The 25,083-nt window shown below is 57.8% G+C and carries 25 protein-coding genes and 3 pseudogenes; 15 read left to right on the forward strand and 13 right to left on the reverse strand.

Annotated features, from left to right (window positions below; translation table 11 throughout):
* Positions 1–141 precede the first annotated feature (141 nt).
* Positions 142–1,245: a cobalamin-independent methionine synthase II family protein gene (locus DTA24_RS15175; protein ID WP_012541782.1), complete on the reverse strand. Its 1,104-nt coding sequence runs from the start codon at positions 1,243–1,245 to the stop codon at positions 142–144.
* Between the two features lie 148 nt (positions 1,246–1,393).
* Positions 1,394–1,792 carry a rhodanese-like domain-containing protein gene (locus DTA24_RS15180; protein ID WP_123836926.1) on the reverse strand — a complete coding sequence of 133 codons (399 nt, stop codon included), beginning with the start codon at positions 1,790–1,792 and terminating at the stop codon, positions 1,394–1,396.
* A gap of 67 nt (positions 1,793–1,859) precedes the next feature.
* Here DTA24_RS15180 and ftrA point away from each other — a divergent pair, with 67 nt between their 5' ends.
* On the forward strand, positions 1,860–2,957 hold the full coding sequence (gene ftrA, locus DTA24_RS15185) for a transcriptional regulator FtrA (RefSeq protein WP_049009634.1): 1,098 nt from the start codon (positions 1,860–1,862) through the stop codon (positions 2,955–2,957).
* Positions 2,926–3,141 carry a DUF4177 domain-containing protein gene (locus DTA24_RS15190; RefSeq protein ID WP_004205985.1) on the forward strand — a complete coding sequence of 72 codons (216 nt, stop codon included), beginning with the start codon at positions 2,926–2,928 and terminating at the stop codon, positions 3,139–3,141. The genes ftrA and DTA24_RS15190 overlap by 32 nt, the downstream gene beginning before the upstream one ends.
* Before the next feature lie 52 nt (positions 3,142–3,193).
* Here DTA24_RS15190 and DTA24_RS15195 read toward each other — a convergent pair whose 3' ends face one another.
* Positions 3,194–3,634, reverse strand: coding sequence for a GNAT family N-acetyltransferase (locus DTA24_RS15195; protein ID WP_012968274.1), 441 nt, complete (start codon positions 3,632–3,634; stop codon positions 3,194–3,196).
* A 64-nt stretch (positions 3,635–3,698) separates the two neighbouring features.
* On the opposite strand from DTA24_RS15195, the pseudogene DTA24_RS29000 reads away from it, so the two are divergent.
* Positions 3,699–3,892, forward strand: a pseudogene (locus DTA24_RS29000) (hypothetical protein); the annotation flags it as partial.
* A 7-nt stretch (positions 3,893–3,899) separates the two neighbouring features.
* Here DTA24_RS29000 and DTA24_RS15205 read toward each other — a convergent pair.
* A complete protein-coding gene (locus DTA24_RS15205; protein WP_012541786.1) occupies positions 3,900–4,964 on the reverse strand; it encodes a LacI family DNA-binding transcriptional regulator in 1,065 nt (354 codons plus the stop codon).
* A 197-nt stretch (positions 4,965–5,161) separates the two neighbouring features.
* Between DTA24_RS15205 and DTA24_RS28630 the strand changes: the two genes are divergently transcribed.
* Together DTA24_RS28630 and DTA24_RS15215 are read left to right on the forward strand one after the other, a co-directional pair.
* A complete protein-coding gene (locus DTA24_RS28630; protein ID WP_123836927.1) occupies positions 5,162–8,269 on the forward strand; it encodes a beta-galactosidase in 3,108 nt (1,035 codons plus the stop codon).
* Positions 8,270–8,323: 54 nt separating this feature from the next.
* On the forward strand, positions 8,324–9,589 hold the full coding sequence (locus tag DTA24_RS15215; RefSeq protein ID WP_012968277.1) for an MFS transporter: 1,266 nt from the start codon (positions 8,324–8,326) through the stop codon (positions 9,587–9,589).
* Between the two features lie 28 nt (positions 9,590–9,617).
* On the opposite strand, the pseudogene DTA24_RS15220 reads toward DTA24_RS15215, so the two are convergent.
* Positions 9,618–10,629, reverse strand: a pseudogene (locus tag DTA24_RS15220) (AAA family ATPase).
* Positions 10,630–10,715: 86 nt separating this feature from the next.
* Positions 10,716–10,976 (reverse strand): hypothetical protein, encoded by a 261-nt coding sequence (locus tag DTA24_RS15225; protein WP_012968279.1) that lies wholly within the window; start codon positions 10,974–10,976, stop codon positions 10,716–10,718.
* A 294-nt stretch (positions 10,977–11,270) separates the two neighbouring features.
* Here DTA24_RS15225 and DTA24_RS15230 point away from each other — a divergent pair, with 294 nt between their 5' ends.
* Positions 11,271–12,131, forward strand: a complete 861-nt coding sequence (locus DTA24_RS15230) for a class A beta-lactamase LEN-51 (RefSeq protein ID WP_123836928.1) — start codon at positions 11,271–11,273, stop codon at positions 12,129–12,131.
* A 17-nt stretch (positions 12,132–12,148) separates the two neighbouring features.
* On the opposite strand, the gene DTA24_RS15235 is transcribed toward DTA24_RS15230, so the two are convergent.
* Positions 12,149–12,910 carry a DeoR/GlpR family DNA-binding transcription regulator gene (locus DTA24_RS15235; RefSeq protein WP_012968281.1) on the reverse strand — a complete coding sequence of 254 codons (762 nt, stop codon included), beginning with the start codon at positions 12,908–12,910 and terminating at the stop codon, positions 12,149–12,151.
* Between the two features lie 260 nt (positions 12,911–13,170).
* On the opposite strand from DTA24_RS15235, the gene ltnD reads away from it, so the two are divergent.
* Genes ltnD through DTA24_RS15260 form a run of 5 tightly spaced genes read left to right on the forward strand, consistent with a single transcriptional unit; the run spans position 13,171 to position 18,172 of the window.
* Positions 13,171–14,073, forward strand: coding sequence for an L-threonate dehydrogenase (gene ltnD, locus DTA24_RS15240; protein WP_008804983.1), 903 nt, complete (start codon positions 13,171–13,173; stop codon positions 14,071–14,073).
* 11 nt (positions 14,074–14,084) lie between these two features.
* Positions 14,085–15,350, forward strand: a complete 1,266-nt coding sequence (gene otnK / locus DTA24_RS15245) for a 3-oxo-tetronate kinase (RefSeq protein WP_123836929.1) — start codon at positions 14,085–14,087, stop codon at positions 15,348–15,350.
* Positions 15,343–15,963 carry an aldolase gene (locus tag DTA24_RS15250; protein WP_008804985.1) on the forward strand — a complete coding sequence of 207 codons (621 nt, stop codon included), beginning with the start codon at positions 15,343–15,345 and terminating at the stop codon, positions 15,961–15,963. Before otnK ends, DTA24_RS15250 begins: the two co-directional genes overlap by 8 nt.
* Before the next feature lie 4 nt (positions 15,964–15,967).
* Entirely contained in the window at positions 15,968–16,750 is a 783-nt protein-coding gene (locus DTA24_RS15255) for an HPr family phosphocarrier protein (protein WP_049156967.1), read from the forward strand.
* Positions 16,751–16,807: 57 nt separating this feature from the next.
* A complete protein-coding gene (locus tag DTA24_RS15260; protein WP_008804987.1) occupies positions 16,808–18,172 on the forward strand; it encodes a GntP family transporter in 1,365 nt (454 codons plus the stop codon).
* Positions 18,173–18,220: 48 nt separating this feature from the next.
* On the opposite strand, the gene DTA24_RS15265 is transcribed toward DTA24_RS15260, so the two are convergent.
* On the reverse strand, positions 18,221–19,120 hold the full coding sequence (locus DTA24_RS15265) for a helix-turn-helix domain-containing protein (protein ID WP_049156970.1): 900 nt from the start codon (positions 19,118–19,120) through the stop codon (positions 18,221–18,223).
* 310 nt (positions 19,121–19,430) lie between these two features.
* On the opposite strand from DTA24_RS15265, the gene kbvR reads away from it, so the two are divergent.
* A complete protein-coding gene (kbvR, locus tag DTA24_RS15270) occupies positions 19,431–20,042 on the forward strand; it encodes a LuxR family transcriptional regulator KbvR (protein ID WP_123836930.1) in 612 nt (203 codons plus the stop codon).
* A gap of 28 nt (positions 20,043–20,070) precedes the next feature.
* Here kbvR and DTA24_RS15275 read toward each other — a convergent pair whose 3' ends face one another.
* On the reverse strand, positions 20,071–20,253 hold the full coding sequence (locus tag DTA24_RS15275) for a small membrane protein (protein ID WP_071787621.1): 183 nt from the start codon (positions 20,251–20,253) through the stop codon (positions 20,071–20,073).
* 338 nt (positions 20,254–20,591) lie between these two features.
* On the opposite strand from DTA24_RS15275, the gene DTA24_RS15285 reads away from it, so the two are divergent.
* Positions 20,592–21,809, forward strand: a complete 1,218-nt coding sequence (locus DTA24_RS15285; RefSeq protein WP_044649784.1) for a diguanylate phosphodiesterase — start codon at positions 20,592–20,594, stop codon at positions 21,807–21,809.
* 20 nt (positions 21,810–21,829) lie between these two features.
* Here DTA24_RS15285 and DTA24_RS15290 read toward each other — a convergent pair whose 3' ends face one another.
* The 3 genes and pseudogenes from DTA24_RS15290 to DTA24_RS28230 all read right to left on the reverse strand — a co-directional run.
* The gene (locus tag DTA24_RS15290) at positions 21,830–22,342 is read right to left on the reverse strand and encodes a 2-oxo-tetronate isomerase (protein ID WP_032739867.1); all 513 of its coding nucleotides are present in this window, start codon (positions 22,340–22,342) and stop codon (positions 21,830–21,832) included.
* 167 nt (positions 22,343–22,509) lie between these two features.
* A complete protein-coding gene (locus tag DTA24_RS15295; RefSeq protein WP_040968489.1) occupies positions 22,510–22,983 on the reverse strand; it encodes an Hsp20 family protein in 474 nt (157 codons plus the stop codon).
* A gap of 453 nt (positions 22,984–23,436) precedes the next feature.
* A pseudogene (locus tag DTA24_RS28230) lies at positions 23,437–23,529 on the reverse strand (hypothetical protein); the annotation flags it as partial.
* On the opposite strand from DTA24_RS28230, the gene DTA24_RS29005 reads away from it, so the two are divergent.
* Together DTA24_RS29005 and DTA24_RS15305 are read left to right on the forward strand one after the other, a co-directional pair.
* Positions 23,489–23,584, forward strand: coding sequence for a YnaM/YnfT family protein (locus DTA24_RS29005; RefSeq protein WP_272481883.1), 96 nt, complete (start codon positions 23,489–23,491; stop codon positions 23,582–23,584). The pseudogene DTA24_RS28230 and the gene DTA24_RS29005 overlap by 41 nt on opposite strands.
* Before the next feature lie 428 nt (positions 23,585–24,012).
* Complete coding sequence (locus tag DTA24_RS15305; RefSeq protein WP_012541798.1) at positions 24,013–24,642, forward strand: helix-turn-helix transcriptional regulator; 630 nt, start codon at positions 24,013–24,015, stop codon at positions 24,640–24,642.
* Here the strand turns inward: DTA24_RS15305 and DTA24_RS29105 are convergent.
* On the reverse strand, positions 24,639–24,761 hold the full coding sequence (locus DTA24_RS29105) for a small membrane protein (protein ID WP_016160978.1): 123 nt from the start codon (positions 24,759–24,761) through the stop codon (positions 24,639–24,641). The genes DTA24_RS15305 and DTA24_RS29105 overlap by 4 nt on opposite strands.
* Positions 24,762–25,083: the final 322 nt, after the last annotated feature.

Consider the following 25,083-nt stretch of genomic DNA (forward strand, 5'->3'; position numbering starts at 1 on the left):
GAATTAACAGCTAACCAGAGGTGATAAGGCAAAAACGGTGCCAGGTTGTGAAAACAGCAGGATGCGGGACAGGTGGGCGGCGGAGACGGGAGGGACGGCAGCGTTGCCTCATCACGGTGCAACGCTGCGCTAAGAAAGTCATTACCAGACGTCGGCGGCGATCGACGTCACCAGACGGACTTTTTGCCACTGCTGGTCTTCGCTGAGGGCATTGCCCTCTTCCGTAGAGGCGAAACCGCACTGCGGACTCAGGCAAATCTGCTCGAGCGGCACATACTGCGCGGCCTCGGCGAGACGCGCTTTCACCCCCTGCGGGTTCTCCAGCTCGCCATTTTTGGTGGTGATCAATCCGAGGACCACCTGCTGATGGCCGGGACGAATAAAGCGCAACGGCGCGAAATCCCCGGAGCGGTCGTTGTCGTACTCAAGGAAGAAGGCATCGACATTGACGCCGCCAAACAGCACCTCGGCCACCGGCTCGTAACCGCCTTCCGAGATCCAGGTTGAACGGAAGTTACCCCGACAGACGTGCAGGCCCACCGTCAGATCGGCCGGCTTACCTTCCAGCGCCTGGTTCAGCACCCGGGCATAAATGCGCGCCAGCGCATCCGGATCGTCGCCGCGCTCGCGTACCTGCTGACGCTGGGCATCGGAGCACAGGTAGGCCCACACGGTATCGTCCAGCTGCAGATAGCGGCAGCCGGCGTCATAAAACGCGCGGATCGCGTCGCGCCAGGTGGTGGCCAGATCGTCGAAGTAGTCGCTAAGATCCGGGTAAACGGTGGCATCAATATCTTTCCGCCCGCCGCGGAAGTGCAGCACGCTCGGGCTGGGAATGGTCATCTTCGGCTGCGCGTCGCCGCTGATGCTTTTCAGATAGCGGAAGTCTTCCAGCATCGGGTGGTCGCCAAACGCCAGCTTGCCGGTGACGCGAACGCCGTGCGCTTTGGTCTGCACGCCGTTAAACTGGATCCCCTGCTCGGCATCGTAACGTTCAACGCCCTGCAGGCCATCGAAGAAATCGAAATGCCACCATGCGCGCCGAAACTCACCGTCGGTGACCACATGCAGGCCGCAGTCGCATTGCTGCTGAACCAGATGACGGATCGCGTTATTCTCAATCTCGCGTAGCTGACCGGCGTCGATAATCCCCTCAGCCAGCTGCTGACGCGCCTGTTTAATGCTGTCCGGGCGCAAAAAACTGCCGACGATGTCTGCGCGGAACGGGGCCTGTTGACGTTGCATGCTGTCTCCTTAGCGGTGGGCGCGTTAGTTGCCCACCGTGATAGTTCATTATTTGAATTTTTAGACTTCTGGATGGCTATATGTCCAGATACTGGCATGCAGAGTGGTGGGTCGCAAACGAGAATATTTCATGGTACATGAAATATTTTCATTTACCGGAAACAAACGCATAGCCCTCATCTTCCCAGCCGGTGAGTCCGCCGAGCATCATTTTCACCGGCCGCCCGAGCTCAGCTAGCTTCACCGCGGCAACGTCAGCACCGTTGCAGTGCGGCCCGGCGCAGTAGACCACAAAGAGGGTCTCCGCCGGCCAGGCGGCCATTCGCTCGGCGGTGATCTGGCTGTGCGGGAGATGCTGCGCGCCTGGCAAGTGACGTCTGGCGAAGGCTTCCTCGCTGCCGACCACGTGCAGCAGGACAAAGTCGACCTCGCCGGCACGCTGGGCGCTGTGCACATCGGCGCAGTCGGTCTCAAGATGCAACTTATGGCGGAACCAGCGGATAGCCTCAGCGGAGGTGGCAGGGGGAAATTGGGTTACTACACTCATGGCGTCTTCTCCTTGTCTGTGATAACACTACTTTACTGACGCCCATCACCCTGATCTGCCGACAACCATGACAGAAAACGCTAACATCCTGACAACCCCTTCTGTGACACCGTCACGTCATCAGGTGGTCGCCCTCGCCTACGATGGCCTGTGCACCTTTGAGTTTGGCGTAGCCGTGGAGATCTTCGGCCTGCCGCGCCCGGAAATGGGCGACAACTGGTACCAGTTCGCCGTCGCCGCCGTCGATGAAGGGCCGCTGTGCGCTACCGGCGGCATCCGCCTGATGACTGACGGCGGGCCTGAACTTCTCGCCCAGGCGGATACGATTGTGGTCCCCGGCTGGCGCGGTGTCGACGCCCCGGTCCCCGAGGCGCTGTGCGCCGCCCTCGTTGCCGCCCACGCCCGCGGATGCCGGATTATTTCCATCTGTTCCGGGGTGTTCGTTCTCGCCGCCGCCGGGCTGCTCAATGGCCGCCAGGCAACGACCCACTGGCGCTACACCGCGGCGCTGCAGTCGCGTTTCCCGCAGATCCAGGTGGTGGAAGATGTGCTCTACGTGGGCGATGCTTTGCTGATGACTTCCGCCGGCAGCGCGGCGGGGATCGACCTTTGTCTGCATCTGGTGCGCGAGGATTTCGGCAGCGAAGCCGCCAACGTCGTCGCCCGCCGCCTGGTAGTCTCTCCCCATCGCGACGGCGGTCAGGCGCAGCAGGTCCTGCGCCCGGTAGCCCGCAGCCGGGAGAGCCAGCGCCTTGGGCAGCTGTTTGACTATCTGCACCAGCATCTTGCCGCCAGCCATACCGTCGCTTCCCTCGCCCAGCGCGCCGGCATGGGACCACGCACTTTCCTGCGCCGCTTTGAGGAGGCCACCGGTAAAACACCCGCCCGCTGGCTGCTGGACGAGCGGCTGCTGCGCGCCCGCCAGCACCTGACGGAGAGCACGATGTCCATCGATCAGATCGCTGAGCGCTGCGGGTTTGCCAGCGCCGGCACCCTGCGTCACCATTTTCGCCAGCACTTCGCGCTCAGTCCGCTGCAGTACCGGAAACAGTTTGCTACTTCTCCGATTGCAAAATCGTCGCGGCAACGGACAATAGACGGCCACAGTAAACGGGTCGCCAGGAGGGTCGATGATGAAGAAAGAGTGTCGGGTAGTGATCTATAAAGAGGGGCTACTGGGCAGCCTGTTTTTTGGCGAAGCCAAGGCTGACCCTGACAAAATGAGCCAGTTTCTCAGCAGCTATACCCGTGAGGGATGGGAAGTGAAAACCATGTCGGTGGAGCGCCGCCGCACCGCCCTGTTCTGGTCGCGGGAAGCGTATCTTTTCGTGCTCGAACGCCCCCTCTGACAGCCTGCGCCTGGTTTACACGTTTAAGCCAGGCGTTCCTGAGCGCCTGCTTTCAGGGCCGACGGATATAGCCCTGCTCCTGCATGTTGTGCATGCCCTCCTCGCTGGCGCAGACCATGCCAGTGGTCAGCATGGCAAAACCAAAGCGCTGATAAAACGTAATTTTATCGGCGACCGCATAGATAAAAATTTTGCCAAAGGGAAGCAACTGCTCCCGGATGGCCAGCATCAACTGTTGTCCGTAACCCTGCCCCTGACGTTCGGGGACGATCGCCACATCCGCCAGATAGCTGCTCCAGGTACAGTCGCTGATGGCTCGCGCCACGGCAATCAGTTGACCGTTCTCATAGCCAAACCAGCAGAAGGTGCTCTGGCGGAACGCCTGCTCCAGTTGCTGAACATCGCGCTCATTCAATCCGGCCTCGGCGATAATGGTTCGCACCCGCTGCCAGTCCACCCGCGCGATCGCCTCTTTACCCTCTATCACCATCATACCCTTGCCTCCCGTCGTCTCCCGGATGGAGCCCCGGAAGCAAGATCTAGCATGCCGCGGCAGGATATGCCAGGCGGAAAGGCGAACGGAAGAAAACGGTAGAGGCGGGCGACGGCAAAAAAAAACCGCCATATGACTGGCGGTAAATCAATGCTTGCATGGATAGATTGTGTTTTGCATTTTTCGCAGACAGATAATCCTGACCTCTCTACGTTTGATGACGAGGTTAACAGAGTCAACCTCAATAAAGCCTCAACGGCCTGCGCTAAAGTTTTTCCACCAGCGCTTTCAGTTGCGCGAGGGTCTGCTGCTGATCCTCCGCGACGGCGGCGGGCCAGGCCGACTGGCGCACAATAAGCCGGGTCGGCAGCAGCTCGCGGATCCGCAGCTGCGGGGCCGCCATCAGGGCGATCAGCCGCTCCACCGCCCGCTTGCCCAGCAGATCGAAGTCCTGCGCCACCGTGGTGAGAGGCGGCTGGAAGTAGAGACTGTCGGCGGTGTCGTCATAGCCGGTCACCGATACCGCCCGGCTACCGCTGCGATTAAGCTGGGCGAGCGCGCTGAGCACGCCGAGCGCCATTTGATCGTTCGCCACCACAATCGCGCTGATCCGCGGCTGCAGATGCAGCAGCTCAAACGTTTTTTGCCAGCCGCTGGCGGCGCTCCAGTCGCCGAACACCGTTGTTGAGCGAGCGATATTCAGACTGTGCAGCGCCTCGCGCCAGCTGGCGAGGCGCAGACGGGCGGAAACCGAACTTTCCGGCCCCGCCAGCAGGCCGAATTCGCGATGCCCCAGCTCCCACAGGTGGCGTACGCAGGCTCCGCAGCCGTCGCGGTGGTCGAAGCGCACGCAGCAGACATCGGCCTCCGGAGAGACATCAAGAAACAGGCAGGCCATATCCGGGTTCTCTTGCACCAGCCGCTCGGCGGTGGCGCTCTCCAGGGGCAGACTGACGATCACCCCGCGAATATGCTGGGCGCGCAGCTCATCCAGCCGCGCCTGCAGCGCGACAAAATCGGCCTGCGCCGGCATCGCTATCGCCACTTCCAGCTGATGCAGGCTGGCATGGCTTTTTATCGCGGCGGCGATCTGCGAGGGGGCATGCAGCGTCAGCGAGGCGGTAATTAACCCGATGGAGGGCGCCGCCTTGCCGGCAAGCAGTTGCGCCGAGCGGTTAGGCACGTAGTGCAGCGTCTGCATCGCGCGGATCACCTGCTCCCGGGTGCGGGCTGACACCACCTCAGGACGGTTCAGCACCCGGGAGACGGTCTGTTGGGAGACCCCCGCCGCGCGGGCGACATCCTCAAGGGTTGCGGTACGACGCGGCATATTTTTCTCCTCAGCGATAACAATGTCGTGCGCTAACATTTTATGTTTAACGCGCGACAAAAAACAGCGTTTTGCCCTCGCTTTCGTGATCGTCTGTTCATTTCATTTCCAGCGTGATTGCTGGAAAAAACAAATTACCCGATAACGTTAATCATCATGTTTAGCGAACGACATTTTCTGACTTACCGGGGATTAAAATGCAAATTAGCGATACCGGCCACAGCAACATGCCCGACTTTGACGCCGTCCTCGCCCGTGAAGACTGGCAGAACCAGACCATTACCCACCTTAACCGCCTGCCGGCGCATCCCGCTTTCGCCAGCTGGCGCGATGAGCTTGCCGCCCGGGATAACCATCTCTCCACACGCCGTCGTCAGCTGGACGGCGAGTGGCAGTTCGTTTATGCCCGCAGCCCGTTTGCCGTCGATGCGCAGTGGCTGACGCAGGATCTGCCGGACAGCCGCGGCACGCCAGTGCCTTCCAACTGGCAGATGGAGGGCTATGACGCGCCGATCTACACCAACGTCCGCTATCCCATCGATACCACGCCACCGCGGGTGCCGGAGGATAACCCGACCGGCTGTTATTCCCTGCACTTTACGGTTGAGGACACATGGCGCGAGAACGGGCAAACGCAGATTATTTTCGATGGCGTCAACTCGGCGTTTCATCTGTGGTGCAATGGCGTCTGGGTCGGCTATTCGCAGGACAGTCGCCTGCCGGCAGCGTTCGATCTCAGCCCCTTCCTGCGCCCGGGCGACAACCGCCTGTGCGTGATGGTCATGCGCTGGAGCGCCGGCAGCTGGCTGGAAGACCAGGATATGTGGCGGATGAGCGGCATTTTCCGCTCGGTGTGGCTGCTGAATAAGCCGCAGCAACGGCTATGCGACGTGCAGTTGACGCCAGCCCTCGACGCCCTCTACCGCGATGGCACTCTGCAGGTCCAGGCGACCGTCGAAGCGACAGAGGCGGCCCTTGCCGGGCTCAGCATCGGGGTTAGCCTGTGGCGTGGCGAGGAGCAGGTCGCCGCCGGGCGGCAGCCGTTAGGCACCCCGGCGGTGGATGAACGCGGCCACTACGCGGAACGGGTCGATTTTGCTCTGGCGGTGACGGCGCCGGCGCACTGGAGCGCGGAAACTCCAAACTGTTATCGCGCCGTGGTCACCCTGTGGCGCGGCGACGAACTGCTGGAGGCCGAAGCATGGGACATCGGTTTTCGCCGCATCGAGATTGTCGATGGCCTGCTGCGTCTCAACGGCAAACCGCTGCTGATCCGCGGCGTTAACCGCCATGAGCATCATCATTTGCGCGGTCAGGTGGTCACCGAGGCGGATATGGTGCAGGACATTCTGTTGATGAAGCAGAACAACTTTAACGCCGTGCGCTGCTCGCACTACCCCAACGCGCCGCGCTGGTATGAACTCTGCAACCGCTACGGTCTGTACGTGGTCGATGAAGCTAATATTGAAACCCACGGGATGGTGCCGATGAATCGGCTGTCCGACGATCCGGCGTGGCTGCCAGCCTTCAGCGCCCGCGTCACCCGGATGGTACAGAGCAACCGCAACCATCCGTGCATTATCATCTGGTCGCTGGGCAACGAGTCGGGCGGCGGCGGTAACCACGAAGCGCTGTACCACTGGCTGAAACGCAACGACCCGAGCCGTCCGGTGCAGTACGAGGGAGGCGGCGCGGATACCACCGCCACCGATATTATCTGTCCGATGTACGCCCGCGTCGAACGCGACCAGCCGATCCCGGCGGTACCCAAATGGGGGATCAAAAAATGGATCAGCCTGCCCGGCGAGCAGCGGCCGCTGATCCTTTGCGAATATGCCCACGCGATGGGCAACAGCCTCGGCAACTTCGCCGATTACTGGCAGGCCTTCCGCGAGTATCCGCGGTTGCAGGGCGGGTTTATCTGGGACTGGGCCGATCAGGCGATCCGCAAAATCTTTGACGACGGCAGCGTCGGCTGGGCCTATGGCGGCGACTTTGGCGATAAGCCTAACGATCGCCAGTTCTGTATGAACGGTCTGGTGTTTCCCGATCGCACGCCACACCCGTCGCTGGTGGAGGCGAAGCACGCCCAGCAATATTTTCAGTTCACGCTGCTGTCGACCTCGCCGCTGCGGGTGCGCATCACCAGCGAATACCTGTTCCGTCCAACCGATAACGAAGTGGTGCGCTGGCAGGTGCAGTCGGCCGGTGAAACCCTGTATCACGGCAACCTGACCCTTGCGCTGCCCCCTGAGGGCAGCGACGAGATAACGCTGCTCGACAGCCTAATCCTGCCTGAAGGCGCCCGCGCGGTGTGGCTGACGCTGGAGGTGACCCAGCCCCGGGCGACCGACTGGTCAGAAGCGGATCACCGCGTCGCCTGGCAACAGTTTCCCCTGCCCGCCCCGCTGGCGCTGCCGGCGCCCACCGTGCCTGCCGGCGCTCCGGATCTTATCGTCAGCGACGAGGTCTGGCAGATCCGCGCCGGTTCGCAATGCTGGACCATCGATCGCCGGACGGGTCTGCTGAGCCGCTGGTCGGTTGGCGGTCAGGAGCAGCTGTTGACCCCCCTGCGTGACCAGTTTATTCGCGCGCCGCTCGACAACGACATCGGGGTCAGCGAAGTAGAGCGTATCGACCCCAACGCCTGGGTGGAGCGCTGGAAAAGCGCCGGCCTGTACGATCTTGAGGCGCACTGCGTCCAGTGCGACGCGCAGCGCCTGGCAAATGAAACCCTCGTCGACTGCCGCTGGCACTATCTGCGCGGCGAAGAGGTAGTGATTGTCAGCCACTGGCGCATGCACTTCACCGCGGACGGTACGCTGCGGCTGGCGGTGGACGGCGAACGGGCAGAAACCCTGCCGCCGCTGCCGCGGGTCGGGCTGCACTTCCAGGTGGCGGATCAGCAGGCGCCGGTGAGCTGGCTGGGGCTGGGGCCGCATGAGAACTACCCCGACCGGCGGAGCAGCGCCTGCTTCGCCCGCTGGGAGCAGCCGCTGGCGGCGATGACGACGCCCTACATCTTCCCGACGGAAAACGGCCTGCGCTGTGATACCCAGGCGCTGGACTGGGGACGCTGGCACGTCAGCGGACATTTCCACTTCTCCGTTCAGCCGTGGAGTACCCGTCAGCTGATGGAGACCGACCACTGGCACAAGATGCAGGCCGAAGACGGCGTGTGGATCACCCTCGACGGCCTGCATATGGGGGTGGGCGGCGATGACTCCTGGACCCCCAGCGTGCTACCGCAGTGGCTCCTGAGTCAAACGCGCTGGCAGTACGAGGTCTTTTTGCGTTGCCTTTAATCCGTGGGGGCGACAGCCCCCACCCTACAAACAGAATAACAAGGGATCATGGTGATGAAATTCTCTGAACTGGCGCCACGAGAACGGCATAATTTTGTCTATTTCCTGCTGTTCTTTTTCTTTTACTATTTCATTATGTCGGCCTACTTTCCGTTTTTTCCGGTGTGGCTGGCGGACGTTAACCATTTAACCAAAACGGAAACCGGGATCGTTTTCTCGTCTATTTCGTTATTCGCCATTATTTTTCAGCCGGTGTTTGGCCTGATGTCGGATAAGCTCGGCCTGCGCAAACATCTGCTGTGGACTATTACGGTGCTGTTAATTCTGTTCGCACCGTTCTTTATTTTCGTTTTTTCACCGCTGCTGCAAATGAATATCATCGCCGGGGCGCTGGCGGGCGGGATCTATCTGGGGATTGTTTTCTCCAGCGGCTCCGGGGCGGTGGAAGCCTATATCGAGCGCGTCAGCCGGGCCAACCGCTTTGAATATGGCAAAGTGCGGGTCGCAGGCTGCGTCGGCTGGGCGCTGTGCGCCTCGATAACCGGCGTTCTGTTCGGCATCGATCCCAACATCACCTTCTGGATCGCCTCCGGTTTTGCGCTGGTGCTCGGTCTGCTGCTCTGGTTGTCGCGACCGGAAAGCAGCAACAGCGCCGAGGTTATCGAAGCGCTGGGCGCCAATCGCCAGGCCTTTTCGCTGCGCACGGCGGCAGAGCTGCTGCGTATGCCGCGCTTCTGGGGCTTTATTATCTATGTGGTGGGCGTCGCCAGCGTCTACGACGTGTTTGACCAGCAGTTCGCCAACTTTTTCAAAAGCTTTTTCGCCAGCCCGCAGCGCGGTACCGAAGTGTTTGGCTTCGTCACCACCGGTGGCGAGCTGCTCAACGCGCTAATTATGTTCTGCGCTCCGGCCATTGTTAACCGCATCGGCGCCAAAAACGCCCTGCTGACCGCGGGGATGATCATGTCGGTGCGTATTCTCGGGTCGTCTTTTGCCTCATCGGCGGTGGAGGTGGTGATCCTCAAGATGCTGCATATGTTTGAGATCCCCTTCCTGCTGGTCGGGACCTTTAAATATATTTCCTCCGCCTTTAACCCGCGGCTCTCGGCCACCCTGTTTCTGATCGGCTTTAACCTGTCGAAACAGCTTTCCGGGGTGGTGCTTTCCGCCTGGGTCGGCCGGATGTACGACACCGTCGGCTTCCATCAGGCTTATTTGATCCTCGGGTGTATCACCCTGAGCTTCACCCTGCTCTCGTTCTTTACCTTACGGGGCGGGAAAAATCTGCTGCCAGCAGCGGGGACGCAGACCCCCGCCTGACTCCGGCTCCCGTCAGGGACGACGGGACTCACTCGACAATCCGCGTCTCCCCGCCGCGATTCTCCAGGGCATAGCGCTGACAAGGCGCCCCGGAGGCAATCAGCTCCGCCAGCTCTGCCGAGTGGCTGGTCAGCCAGATCTGGCTGTAGCGCGAGGCCTCGATAATCAGCCGGGCCAGCGCGGGCAACATGTCGCGATGCAGGCTGTTCTCCGGTTCATTGATCGCCAGAAAGGCCGGCGGGCGCGGGCTGAGCAGCGCAACAGCGAGGCACAGAAAGCGCAGCGTACCGTCAGACATCTCCGCCGCCAGCAGCGGGCGGCGGATCCCCTCGCGACGCATTTTCAGGGCGAAACGTGACTGCTCGTTTTCACAGTAAAACTGGCAGCCAGGAAAGGCGTCGGCGAGGATCTCGTGCAAAATCTCTTCCGCGCCGATCTCGACAATGGTCTGAAAGGCGGCCGATAGCGAATTCATGATAAAACCGCCAGCGGCGCAGGGTTTCCCGCACTCGCGACACCTCGGGAAAACGATGCGGTTCGCCGAGCTGACCGAACACCGACTCGTTTTCATAGATGCTCTCAGTGAACGTACTTTTCTCCCCCGTCACATCGACGAGAAACGCCGCCTGATTCTTACGCTGCAGTACGCGGGAGGAAGGCCGGCGGGAGTAGCCGGCCAGCCAGATGTTCTCTTCTTTAACGATGGGATCGAGCATGAACTGCGTCGGATAGGGCAATTTTTCCGGGAAGCCTATCTGCAGCTCATAATCGAAGCTGTCGGTCCGGCAGGCGATTTGCAGACGGCGGGGATGACGATCAACGGGCGAACGCTCCCCGGACCACATCATATTCTCCAGACCGCCCTCTTCGCTGATAAACCCCGACAGCTTGCCGTCAGCGGCGGCGGTCAGCAGGTGGATGGCGTTATAAATATTGGATTTGCCGCAGCCGTTGGGGCCGAAGACAATGTTCAGCGGCCCGAGCTCCAGCGCGATATCCCTGACCGAGCGAAAGTTTTGAATACGGATGTACTGAATCATCATAGGTCCTGCCCTGGAAATAGAAGGCTGCCACAGTAGCAGAGCGGCGCCAGGAATACCCTCTCACGCCCTCATTCGGGCAGGGTTTAACAGAACATTTTTTTCATTCCACGGGTCAGGGCGACCCGCGTCAGCTTGTCGCTATCCTGATGGGCTTCACTGAAGACGCCAAAATAATAGCGTTCATCGTCAATGGTTTGACTGACAATACGATAGCTCAGCGGTTGCCCGGATAGCGCACCGTACTGCGCAGGCGTCACCGAGACCTCGGTCGCGTCATCGGCGACGCTGACCAACAGCCCGTCGGCCTTACCTCCCACCAGCATGACCTTAATTATCGGGTGCACCAGTTCCTCCCGGGATGGCGTATATCATTGGCGAACCGCGGAGTCCGGCGGGCATTGTCGTCAACAAACGGCGCCAGCCTGAGTGCGGCATTACGTACTTTCTTATAGTTCATCGCGGCCTTGAGTCAAAAAATAGCGTGCTGAGGCTGGGCTAAATATTGATTATTCGAAATAAAAGATGACAAATGATGAAGGAAAAAAGAGGAATTGTGAATCAGCAAAACGCCGGGTTATTCTTATTTGTCGCCCCTTTGCTCGCCCTTATCGGCCCTCACTCAAGGAAGTATTGCGGTTATGCGTTATGTTCGCCTGTGTGTTATCTCCCTGTTAGCCACCCTGCCACTGGTGGTATACGCCGGTCCACAGCCGCTTGAGCAGATTAAACAAAGCGAAAGCCAGCTGTCGGGCCGCGTGGGGATGGTGGAAATGGATCTGGCCAGCGGCCGCACGCTGGCCGCCTGGCGCGCCGATGAACGCTTTCCCATGGTGAGCACCTTTAAAGTGCTGCTGTGCGGCGCGGTGCTGGCGCGGGTGGATGCCGGGCTCGAACAACTGGATCGGCGGATCCACTACCGCCAGCAGGATCTGGTGGACTACTCCCCGGTCAGCGAAAAACACCTTGTCGACGGGATGACGATCGGCGAACTCTGCGCCGCCGCCATCACCCTGAGCGATAACAGCGCTGGCAATCTGCTGCTGGCCACCGTCGGCGGCCCCGCGGGATTAACTGCCTTTCTGCGCCAGATCGGTGACAACGTCACCCGTCTTGACCGCTGGGAAACGGCACTGAATGAGGCGCTTCCCGGCGACGCGCGCGACACCACCACCCCGGCCAGCATGGCCGCCACGCTGCGCAAACTACTGACCGCGCAGCATCTGAGCGCCCGTTCGCAACAGCAACTCCTGCAGTGGATGGTGGACGATCGGGTTGCCGGCCCGCTGATCCGCGCCGTGCTGCCGCCGGGCTGGTTTATCGCCGACAAAACCGGGGCTGGCGAACGGGGTGCGCGCGGCATTGTCGCCCTGCTCGGCCCGGACGGCAAACCGGAGCGCATTGTGGTGCTCTATCTGCGGGATACCCCGGCGAGTATGGCCGAGCGTAATCAACATATCGCCGGGATCGGCGCAGCGCTGATCGAGCACTGGCAACGCTAACCCGGCGGTACCGTGCGTTAGCCGGCCCGCAGCACCTCGCAGGCGTGCCGGGCGATATGACTGGCGGCGGCATCGGACAGATGCCGATCGGTAATAATAGTGGTGAACCGGGTCAAGGGTAACGCCATAAAGGTGGCCACCTGATTGTATTTCGAACTGTCGCACAGCAGGATGCTTCTCGCGCTGACCTGGCTGACGGTCTCCTTGACGGTAACCTTGTTCTCATCAGGGGTGAAAATACCGCGGCTGTCCCAGCCGCTGGCGGAGATAAAGGCCGTATCGATAGCCAGGTGGCGTAACGTTCGCGCCGCCGATTCGCCCACGCAGGAGCGATTCTCCCGGCACAGCGTGCCGCCGGTGTGGATCACGCCGCACTGGCTGGCATCGATCAGCAGTTGGGTTATCTCAAAATCATTGGTCACCACCTGCAGATCATCCCGGTCGAGGATCGCCCGCGCCAGCGCCAGGGTAGTGGTCCCGGCATCGAGATAGATACAGCTGTTTTTGGCGATGTGACTCGCCGCCAGCGCGCCAATCGCCTGTTTCTCCTCGCTCTGCAGCGTGCTTTTCACCAGATGACTGGGTTCCGTGGCCAGCCGGTTGACGGCGCGCACGCCGCCTGAGACGCTGACCAGCAGCCCCTGTTCCTCCAGTTTACTGACGTCCCGACGGATGGTCATATGGGACACGCCGAGGATCTCCGTCAGCTCATTAATGCTTACCGCCCCACGCTGCTCCACCAGGGCTAAAATACGCTGATGTCGTTCTATTGGAATCACCGCTCTCCCCTTACCATTTTTTCACACCAGGCGTCACCACTCGGGCTGCGGACCTGGCGACACCCTGTGTTGTTATCGCGCTTTGCTGCTGTTTTTACGCTATTTTAGGGCAAGAATCGCCGTTGTGCAGCCTCTTTCCGCCTGTGAATTTTTTATATTCATGTGGGTTATTCGTGATAGCTCTCACATAAATTCACATGATAACGCTTTATTCTATCATTAAATCACATTAATTAACGAATATTCACAAGGAGACCATCATGGCTGCACACACTAACGTCTGCGTGATTGGACTGGGTTCAATGGGCATGGGCGCCGCCCGCGCCTGCCTGCAGGCGGGCCTGAACACCTGGGGCGTTGACATCAACCCCGACAACTGTCGCGCACTGCTGGCGGCGGGCGCCAAAGGCGCGGGCCCCAGCGCGGTGCCTTTCGCCGCTGACCTGGATGCGGTCGTCTTGCTGGTGGTCAATGCCGCCCAGGTGCGGGGGATCCTGTTCGGCGAAACCGGCCTCGCCGCCCATCTGAAACCCGGCACCGTCGTGATGGTGTCGTCCACCATCGCCTCCGCCGATGCCCAGGCGATAGCCGTGGCGCTGGCGGAATACCAGCTATTGATGCTTGACGCGCCGGTATCGGGCGGCGCAGTGAAAGCGGCCGCTGGCGACATGACGGTGATGGCCTCCGGAAGCGATGCCGCCTTTGCCCGCCTCGCGCCGGTACTGGACGCCGTGGCCGGCAAAGTCTACCGCATCGGCAGCGACATCGGCCTTGGCTCGACGGTAAAGATTATTCATCAGCTGCTGGCTGGGGTGCATATCGCTGTTGCCGCCGAAGCGATGGCGCTTGCCGCCCGCGCCGGGATCCCGCTGGAGACGATGTATGACGTGGTGACGCACGCGGCGGGTAATTCCTGGATGTTTGAGAATCGCATGCAGCACGTCCTGGATGGCGATTACTCGCCAAAATCCGCCGTCGATATTTTTGTCAAAGATCTCGGTCTGGTGAATGACACCGCCCGGGCGCTGACCTTCCCGCTGCCGCTCGCCACCACCGCGCTAAATATGTTCACCTCCGCCAGCAATGCCGGATTCGGCCGGGAAGATGACAGCGCGGTGATCAAGATTTTCAACGGCATCACCCTGCCGGGCCACAAACAGTGAGGAGAGATAACATGCAGCTTGGTGTCATTGCCGATGACTTCACCGGCGCCACGGATATCGCCAGCTTTCTCGTGCGCAACGGCATGCCGACGGTGCAACTGAATGGCGTGCCGACCCGCGATCTTCCGCTGACCAGCGAGGCGGTGGTCATCAGCCTGAAAACCCGCTCCTGCCCGGTGGAAATGGCCGTCAGCCAGTCGCTGGCCGCCCTGCGCTGGCTGCAGGCCCAGGGCTGTCAGCAATTCTACTTCAAGTACTGTTCCACGTTCGACAGCACCGCGCAGGGCAACATTGGCCCGGTGCTGGACGCCCTGCTGGCCGAGCTGGGTGAGAGGCGGACGGTGATTTCCCCGGCGCTGCCGGTGAACGGCCGCACGGTCTATCAGGGGTATCTGTTTGTCGGCGAGCAACTGCTGAATGAGTCCGGGATGCGCCACCATCCGGTGACGCCGATGGAGGATGCGCACCTGGGCCGCTTAATTGAGCGCCAGGGGCGCGGAAAAGCCGCGCTGATTGCCTGGCCGATTGTCGCCCGGGGGCCGGAGGCGGTCGCCACCGCGCTGGCGACAATCAGCGATCCGGCGGTGAGCTATGTGGTGCTCGACGCCCTCAGTGAACAGGATTTGCTCACCCAGGGCGTGGCGCTGCGAGAGATGAAGCTGGTCTCCGGCGGTTCCGGTCTCGCCATCGGCCTCGCCCGCGACTGGGCGCAACGCCATGGCGCCAGGGGTGAAAGCGCTCAGGCGGGCATGCCGCTGGCCGGCCCGGCGGTGGTGCTCTCGGGCTCCTGCTCGGTGATGACCAACAGCCAGGTGGCGGCCTATCGTGAACAGGCCCCCGCCCGCGCCGTCGACTTAAGCGCCTGTTTTACCGATCTGGAGAGCTACGTCAGGACGCTGACTGACTGGGTGGACGCGCAGCGCGATGCGCCGCTGGCGCCGATGATCTATGCCACCACCGAGCCGCAAACGCTGCAGCGGATCCAGGCGCAGTATGGCGACAAGGCCAGCAGCGAACGGGTGGAACAGCTGTTTGCCGCCCTTGCCGCCGCCCTGAAGGCGAAAGGATTTACCCGGTTTATTGTGGCCGGAGGGGAAACATCGAGCATTGTGGCGCAGACGCTGGGGGTCGAGGCGTTCCATATTGGGCCGACCATCTCCCCCGGGGTGCCCTGGGTGCGTGACACCCGCCAGCCGCTCTCCCTGGCGCTGAAGTCAGGTAACTTCGGCGATATCCACTTCTTTGCCCGTGCCCAGCAGGAGTTTCGTCATGACTGAGCAACAGCTGCGAGATGAAATGGTGCAGATTGGCGCCTCGTTGTTTAGCCGCGGCTATGCCACCGGCTCCGCCGGCAATCTGTCGCTGCTGCTGCCGGACGGCAACCTGCTGGCGACGCCGACCGGCTCCTGCCTCGGCGAACTGCAGGCGCAGCGGTTGTCGGTGGTGACGCTGCAAGGTGAATGGCTCTCCGGCGACAAACCGTCGAAAGAGGTCACTTTTCACCGGGCGGTCTATTTGCACAACCCGGCCTGCAAGGCGATCGTCCACTTGCACAGCCACTATCTGACCGCGCTCTCCTGCCTGCAGGGGCTCGATCCGCACAACTGTATTCGTCCCTTTACCCCCTATGTGGTGATGCGTGTCGGCGACGTCCCGGTGGTTCCCTACTACCGGCCGGGCGATGACCGTATTGCCCAGGCACTGGCCGGTCTGGCGCCCCGCTATAACGCCTTTTTACTGGCCAACCACGGTCCGGTGGTCACCGGCTCATCGCTGCGCGAAGCCACCAACAATACCGAAGAGCTGGAAGAGACCGCGCGGCTGATATTTACCCTCGGCAACCGTGAGATCCGCTACCTGACCACTGACGAAGTGGATGAACTGAGATAAAACCATGCCAAAATTTGCTGCTAATTTAACCATGCTGTTTACTGAACTGCCGTTCCTGGACCGGTTCGCCGCCGCTGCCCGCGCGGGTTTTGAAGCCGTGGAGTTTCTGTTTCCCTATGAGTATGAGGCCGGGGAAATTAAACAGCGCCTGCAGGAGAACCAGCTGCAGCTGGTGCTGTTCAATACCCCACCCGGCGACGTCAACGCCGGAGAATGGGGGCTCGCCGCGGTGCCAGGCAGAAGCGCCGAGGCCCGCCAGCAGATCCAGCTGGCGCTGGAGTATGCCTGCCAGCTGGATTGCCCGCAGGTGCATCTCATGGCCGGCGTGGTACAGCCGGGGATGGATCGCGCAGCCTGCGAGGCCGTGCTTATCGATAATCTGCGCTACGCGGCGGAGTGCTTTGCCCGCCACGACAAGCGGATACTCATCGAAGCGCTGAATCCCCAGACCAAACCGGGCTATCTCTACCACAGCCAATATCAAACGCTGGAGATGGTGAAACGGGTCGACAGGCCGAACGTCTCGGTGCAGTTAGATCTGTTTCACGCGCAGAAGGTGGACGGCAATTTAAGCCATCTCATTACCGAATATGCCGGCCAGTATCGCCATATTCAGATTGCCTCCCTGCCCGACCGTCATGAACCGGATGAGGGCGAAATAAACTATCCGTGGCTCTATGCGCTACTGGATAAAACCGGTTATGACGGCTGGATCGGCTGCGAATATATCCCCCGAGCAGACACGCTTTCCGGGCTGGGGTGGTTCTCGCCCTACCGGAAAAAATAAACACCGTTTTCTAAAAAAATAACTCTCTGTACACCTGTTAATACCCGAGGCAAACCTATGTCGACATCGGCGCTGTTACTTATTGCGTTAGCCAGCGTAGTGCTGTTGCTCCTGTTGGTGATCAAGGCGAAAGCGCATCCTTTTGTGGCGCTCCTGATCGTCAGCCTGCTGGTGGCATTCGCCACCGGCATTCCGGCAGATAAAATTATTACCACCATTGAAAAAGGCATGGGCGGCCTGCTTGGTCACATCGCCAGCATTATTATTCTGGGCTCAATGCTGGGGGTGCTGATTGAAATGTCCGGCGGCGCCGAATCGCTGGCGAAAACGTTGACCGGCGTACTGGGCGCAAAACGGACCATTGCCGCCTTAACCATCGTGGCTTTTATTCTCGGCACGCCGGTCTTTTTTGAAGTCGGCTTTATCATCATCATTCCGTTAATTTACGGCTTCAGCAAAGTCGCCCACGTGTCGCCGCTGAAGTTTGGCCTGCCGATGGCCGGAGTGATGTTAACCGTGCACGTCGCGCTGCCCACCCACCCTGGCGCAGCGGCCGCGGCAGGCATTCTGCATAGCGATGTGGGCTGGCTGATGCTGGCGGGGATTGGAGTATCGATAGTCGTTGGTATCGTGGGTTATTTTGTCGCCCGGTTTATCAATCGGCGCCATTATCATCTGTCGATTAACGTGCTGGAACAGCAGCAAACAGCTGAAGTGCCGGACCTCTCCGTTAACGCGCAGCAGACCCGTCTGCCGCCGCCGAATGCGCTGGTTATCGGTGGACTGATCGTGGTGCCCATTATGCTGATTGTTTCCGGGACGCTGTGTCAGGCACTGCTGCTGCCGGAAAACGCGGTTCGCCAGCTGATGACCGTCATTGGTACTCCACCGGTCGCCCTGTTGATCTCCCTGGGCCTGGCCAGCTGGACGCTGGGCATCCGTCGGCGGATGAGCCTGAAAAAGCTGGGCGAAGTCACCGGCAGCGCGATCCCCTCGTCGGCGGACGTGATCCTCGTCGCCGGCGCCGGCGGCGCCTTTGGCGGCGTACTGGTCGCCTCCGGCATCGGCAATGCCTTAGCCGAGGCGCTGGAGACAATTCATCTGCCGCTGATGCCCGCCGCCTTCCTGCTCTCGCTGGTACTCCGGGCCTCGCAGGGATCGGCCACCGTGGCGATCCTCACCACCTCCGGTCTGCTGTCTCAGGCGGTCATCGGGCTGGATCCGATTCAGCTGGTGCTGGTGACGCTGGCGACTTGCTTCGGCTCGCTCGGGTTATCGCACGTCAACGATGCCGGGTTCTGGGTCGTCACGCGCTATCTCGGGCTCTCGGTGCCGGACGGGTTAAAAACCTGGACCGTATTGACGACCATCATGGGGGTGACGGGCTTTCTGATCACCTGGCTGCTGTGGTTTGTGTTGTGATATTCGTGAAAGGTGGCCACCGGGCCACCTTTATTTGTCATTTGTCAGTTAGCCGGGCGCTGGCCGCGCTGTCACCTCACCAGACAGCGTCACAGGAATAAAATAGCGTACGCGATAGCGCCTTTCCGCCGCTGGCCCACCTTCCGTATGACGCTCGAGAAAGCATTCAATGTCGACTCCCTCCCGGCGGCTTGCTCCCAGCGCTGGCAGCAACTCCATATACAGATCGCTGGATAAACGGGCGTAACGCGCCCAACTGCCATAGAATTCAACGCCAACATACAGCCCAGGCCTTGTCGTCAACGTGCTGTTCGTCGTCAGCGCGGGCAGCGCCCCTCGCTCCCGATGACAACCGACAAAAGCGTTAACCTCGACGTTAAGCTCATTGTTTCTCGCCGCATAATAATCGGATAACACAGAGAGACGGCCACCGCCGGCGGTAAAAAAACGGTCAACCTTTTGTCTGACAGCCGTCTTCGACGTGCTTTGCAATACCATATCCGACAGGCGCTGCTCATACTTCATTGGAGAGCCACGATAGACCCTCTCGGGCAGTGAACAGAAACGGGCCTGAGGCAGGCTCTCACCCTCCGGGTCGAATTTCTTTAACAGCAAAGCCGTGTCCCAGTGCACGGCGCAACGGTATTCCCGTGGCGAGAGCGAGAAGCGCTTCTTAAACTCCCGGGAAAAAGTCTGCGGCGAGTCATAGCTTAACTGCCAGGCAATGGCGGCGATCGGTTGCCGTGTTAATCGCAGACTCACCGCCGCGATGGTCAACCGCCGCAGCCGGATATACTGCCCGATGGGTAACTGACCATACTGATAAAACACCTCATAGACAAACCGGCGCGAATACCCCATATACTGCGCCAGGTCATCGATAGACGGGTTACAGTAGATATTATCTTCCAGCCACGCCAGCATTTTTAAATAGAGCATCTGCTTCATAGATACCGCATACTTCCTGTAGTCTTATCCTCCTCTAATTTTAACAACAGGTGGCGGACAGCACTAAGCTTTTTATGCACGGCAAAAATAAAAAAATAATTATCAGTGAAAAACCCTAACAGACATATGCTTAACGTTTTGTTTATTAGGAACTTTCGTATGCTCATCTGCCGTTATCCCACTTTCTCCTGCGAATATTGCATTAGTGTAAAACATCCCTTAGATTATCTCGTCTAAAAATATTCGGCGCATTGCCATTATATGTTTTAATTTATCCTGATATCATTTTAATACCCAACAGGGAAGTTATATGACGAATTTTTTGTTCAATATAAAAAATCACTATCTGCGGGTCGTGATTGCCGAACTGGTCAATGAAACGATACAGGCGTGCGAGCGATCGCATTATCAGTTTTCTCAGCAATGGAAGCCGGCGTCGATTGCACAAGCCGATGTCATATTCACGGAAATGGTGGCGGGAGAATGGTACTTATGCCATGAACTTTTACAGCACGCTACAGAGAATTATCAACTTTTTATTTTCCTGAATGATGAAGAGGTTACCGTCATCGATCACTTACCCAACTGTTTTAAGCATGCGGTATTTATACACCCGCACACCGCCGTTCATCTTCTTAAGGAGGTGATAGGTCATGCAATTCAACGCCCCTTAACGGAACAGCATGGCTCTCCCTTTAATCGTCTGCGTCGCTGCATAAATTGTCCCTGTAAGTCATTGAGCGACGCGCAAACCAAAGTCATCTACGCGTTCAGCATTGGCCTGAGCCCGCATGAAGTGGCCACTGTACTAAAAATTAGTCACAAAACGATCCATTCGCATAAAAAGAACATTATGAATAAGTTCCATTTAAAGAGTCGTCAGCAATTCAACAATCTTGTCCAGATACTCGCCAGACGTTAACCTCGTAAAATATTATTATGCTAACTCATTATCTTCTGGAACGGAAGACATAACGTCTTTTACGCCTCTCTTTAATATAGGAAATACCGCTCCACAAAGAAATAATGGGGCAAAAAATCAAACATAAAACAATAAGCAAATCACCCATGACAACCTCGAAAAATAAAAAGAATTTGATTGGCATAGATAATATTGACCTCATATTATCCATGCAAGCTCATTTCTTTTTTTCCAGAACACGTCATAGCGTGGTAGGATAATTCCTGACAGCCATTATTTAATCGCTAAGTTCAGTCTCCGCCCCCGAGTTTTAGACGAAATGTATGGCCTGTTATTGTCTTTTAGCAACGATAGTGAGAAAAAGATAGCTAAACATCCGATTCCCTGTAGAGTGAAAGGAATCACCATGTGAATATCCCGTTCCGCGTAGCGGACATCACGGTTGGTTGAATGTCAGAAAAGCGGGCTTCCTCCTTGTGGACAAAGCCAAACCTCCCTTTTTACGCTCTGTACAGGCCATCGCACCCTGCCACAGCGAACGGAATGACTATGCTAACCACCCTGATTTACCGCAGCCAGGTTGATCCAGCCCGGCCACTGACCGATCTTGACGCCCTTATTCATCGCGCCAGCGGAAAAAATATGCCCCTCGGGATAACCGGCATTCTGCTGTTTAATGGCCAGCAGTTCTTCCAGGTGCTGGAAGGAAATGAGGAAATCCTCGAGTCGTTATTCAGCGCAATACAATGCGACCCCCGCCATCGCGACGTGGTGGAGCTGATGCGCGACTACTCGGCCTATCGCCGTTTTCGGGACGTCGGTATGCGGATGTTGGATCTCCGCTATCATGAGAATGATGCTGCGGTAGAAGAGATCCTGCGCTTCAGCACCTTTGGTGAAACTGAGCCGATCAATGACCGCATGTTCAGACTGATTAGCGCCTTTATCGCCGACGGCGGGCGCTATTGCCTGCCCGAGTCTCTGCAGCCTTCTCGCTGGTCGATGACTCCCGCAGTGGGCAATGCCTCGCCGCGCAACCTGACGGATCAGCCCTGCCAGTTCGCTCTGCAGGCCATCGTCGAGCCGGCCAAAAGGCGGGTCTCTTCCTTTGAAGCCCTGATCCGCAGCCCAACCGGCGGCTCACCCGTGGAAATGTTTGCCGCCATTGCGGCGGAAGATCGCTACCGTTTCGACCTTGAGAGCAAAGCGTTTGCCTTCTCTCTCGCCGCCCGCCTTCCGCTCGGCAAACAGCAACTGGCGGTCAACCTGCTGCCAGGCTCGCTGTATAACCATCCTGACGCCGTAGGCTGGCTGATGGACAACCTGCTGGCGGCAGGTCTCAGGCCAGAACAGGTCTTGATCGAGGTGACTGAGACGGAGGTTATCTCCTGTTTCGACCAGTTCCGCAAAGTACTCAAAGCGCTGCGCGTGGCCGGCATGAAACTGGCCATCGACGATTTTGGCGCCGGTTACTCCGGTCTGTCGCTCCTGACCCGCTTTCAGCCTGATAAAATCAAAGTGGATGCGGAGCTGGTGCGCGATATTCATATTAGCGGCACCAAACAGGCGATTGTCGCCTCGGTCGTGCGCTGCTGTGAAGATCTCGGCATCACCGTGGTCGCCGAGGGCGTCGAAACCATTGAGGAGTGGTGCTGGCTGCAGTCGGTAGGCATTCGCCTGTTTCAGGGATTTCTCTTTTCCCGACCCTGCCTTAACGGCATCGGGGAGATCTGCTGGCCGGTAGCGCGCCAGGCAACGGACCTGTAAGGACGCGCACCCGGGCATCGTCATTGCCAGTGGGCAAGCTTTTCGCTCAGTGCCGCCAGGGCATATCGTACCGCTTTCGCCACCACGGTCTCACAGTCGCCGGCAAAGCACATCCGTTTGGTTTCAGTCTGGCCGCGAAAATTCCAGGCAAACCATACCGTGCCGGCGGGGGTACCATCTTCCCCGCCCTCCGGTCCCGCGTAGCCGCTGATGGCGATGGCGATATCGGCGTCAGCCATTGCCAGAATACCGGCCGACATCTCCTGGACGCACGCTTCGCTGACGGCGCTGTGTACCGCCAGGGTTTCCGCACGAACCTGCAGCACGTTTCGTTTGGCTTCATCGCTGAAAGTGACGACGCCGGTATCATAAAACGCCGCGGTATCCGCCTGAGCACAGAGCGCCGCCGCCAGATTGCCCCCGGTGCAGGACTCTGCCGTGGTTAGCCGCCAGCCCCGAGCAACCAGCATCTGAGCCACTTCCGCCGTTAGCGCTGAGGTCGGTTTTGCATCGTAACTCATCTCGTCTGTCATTCAGACCCCTCACAAAATATCAAAGGAATAACAGCAGCATCGCGCCAGTTAAAAGAATAGCATATCGATTTCTCTCGTCGGCAGTAGACCGATCGCGTCAGTTCGGGTGGAAAAATAAAGGCCCGCTGCGCGGGCCTTAGCGAATACTCGTCTGAACTGTCGCCGAATCAGACCTTGTGTTCAATCACCCGGCCGTGACTCTCAATGGCAATTTTGCGCGGTTTTTCGCTTTCCGGGATCTCCTGATGGATAGTCACCTTTAAGATCCCACTATCCAGCTGTGCCTGATTAATCTGGGCATGTTCAGGAAGCGAGAAACTCAGCTGGAAATCAGCGCGGCGGATGCCTTTATATATCCAGCGCTGGCTACCGTCGGTCCCGGGATCAGTTTCTCCACGTTTGCCGGTAATATGCAGATTACCGCCGACGGTCTCTATTTCCAGTTCCTCATCTTTCCAGCCGGGCACGCTGACGCTGAGCAGGAAATTACTGTCATCTATTTTCTGCAAATCATAGGCCGGCAAGGCGCCCACCGGCGTATCGCCAGTTAACTGGCTGAAAAGACGGTCAATGCGGTTGAAACGATCGGCAAAAAGAGAATCAGCGAAAACAGGGAGTGCTGACAAGGTTTTGAGTGCCATAATTAACCTCCTGAATATCCATTCAAAAGCTCAACATAAAGGCAAGCATTGCTTGTCCGCTATATAAAATAATATCTGCAGTGCATTTTTCAAGAGCGAAAATAAAATTTTTTATCACTCGCCACAGGAAAAAATAACCAGGCCGGGTGGCAGAGTGACCCCCGCCCGACGGCGGGGGCAGTGGCGCTTCTGAGTCCCATAACTGATGCTGTTTAACATTCAATAAACAGAAGCGACATGTATATATAACTTGTTCAAAGGGATGTCAACGCCCGGACCGTGCCACCACCCCCACCGTCCGTTTTGCCCTTTACGACTGCAGTGATAAGCGCGTTCCTCACCAGCGGCTCGCTCCGCCGCCCGAGGCGCGCTGACAAGCCATTACCTTGCTGGCATCAGCCGGCAAACCCTGACGGAAAAATAGTCAGCCCTGCAAGGAACCTTTCTCGCCGTCCCGTGCCTAATAACCTGCATACGCACTTTCTGAGGCACCACCATGACCGGTATTTTTATCTCCACCACCCTGTTCGCCCTCTTCGCGTCGATGTTGCTCGGCCTGGGGATGGTCTGGAAAGGCATTTCCAACAACCCCGATAACTGATTCTTTTGTACGCCGTTGCTGTTCACCCTCCGCAGCGGCGGGACAATACCTCGCTCCCTTTTTGTCAAAGACAACCCCTGGCTTCGCTCAGGCGCGATCTCATCGAGGATCCGCGCCTGCACAACGTATTTTTGAAATAGCAATTCACACAGTGAATAAATTACTTTGATTAATATATTTGAGACCAGAATTAACGCATGCAATATAAGCAATTTAAGCAGTTTGTGCCAAATTGCCGACAACTTCTATGCGGCCAATATACGTAACTCACTGATTTTAAAAATCTTATATCATCCGCACAGCAATAAGTCCAATTTTGGACTTATTGCTTTTGTTTGTTATTAGAAATATCCTAAGCCCATATTCGCAAAACAAATTTGCTTCAAAGAATTTTATCAACCTTAATCCATTTCGCGTTCATCATCACTATGCCTGATTTTTTAATTAACACTGAAAATATTTATCTGAAGCGGGGAATTTGCGAGCTACTGATCGAGATCGCAATCGAAGAAAATATCTGTACGCCCTTTTCCCTTCACGAATATTCATCTGACATCATTAGCCAGACTGATGTGCTTTTTACGGAAATGGAAACCGGTGAACATTACCTGTGTCACCCGTACTTCAAGAAGATACCGCAACAGACGCCTGTCTTTGTTTTTGTCCCCAGCGACAGCTGTGCCCGGGTTGACCGTTTGCCGCTTTGTCTGCGTGATGCCTGTTTTATCAGTATCAACGCCGATCTCCGCAGCATTAAAAAGCAAATTGCAAACCGCCTGACGGCATTAAGTAAACCCGTCGCTGGGGGGGCGGAAAAAGACAGCAGACGCTGCCTTAAATGCCCGCGACTAACATTGACCAAATCGCAGCTTTATATTATCGATGCGATAAAAACGGGAATGAACAATCAACAGATAGCGCAAGAGCTGGGCATCAGCCATAAGACGGTTTTTTCACACAAAATAAACATCATGAAAAAATTCCAGATTGATACTAAGCAAGAGCTGGCGCGATTCTCGGCCATCGCTCTTGCGCTATCCTCAATAGCAACCCATTAACGCCGGGTTTTGTTAAAACGCATCTTAAGCTTCCTTCTGTCTTTAACATATGACAGACCACAAAATAATGATGTTAACAATAACACCACCGCCAGGGCTAATAGCACAAAATTACTCATACACGACCTTTTCAGAGATAAAGATGATTATCAAATAATACGGGGTATAAGTTTTCAAAAACAACTATCCCTCAGCCATTTCAGATTAAGGTAAGACCTTGTGCGATAATTCTGAAAATGAATAAAGCTGAAGAAATTATTTTTATTATTACGTGCGCATTTAGCTAATAAAAAGCACATCGCTGTATGGGGTAAAGCAGGCGTGACGCGCAGCGGTTACTCCCATAATACCAGCATAAAATTGGGGGCGGATGTCTAAGAGTATCTTCGTGGGCAAGCCAGCAGGTTTGCCGGAAAGACCCCCAAGGCGACCGCGTCATTA

The organism is Klebsiella sp. P1CD1 (assembly GCF_003790505.1).
In the GTDB taxonomy this organism is placed as follows: domain Bacteria; phylum Pseudomonadota; class Gammaproteobacteria; order Enterobacterales; family Enterobacteriaceae; genus Klebsiella; species Klebsiella variicola.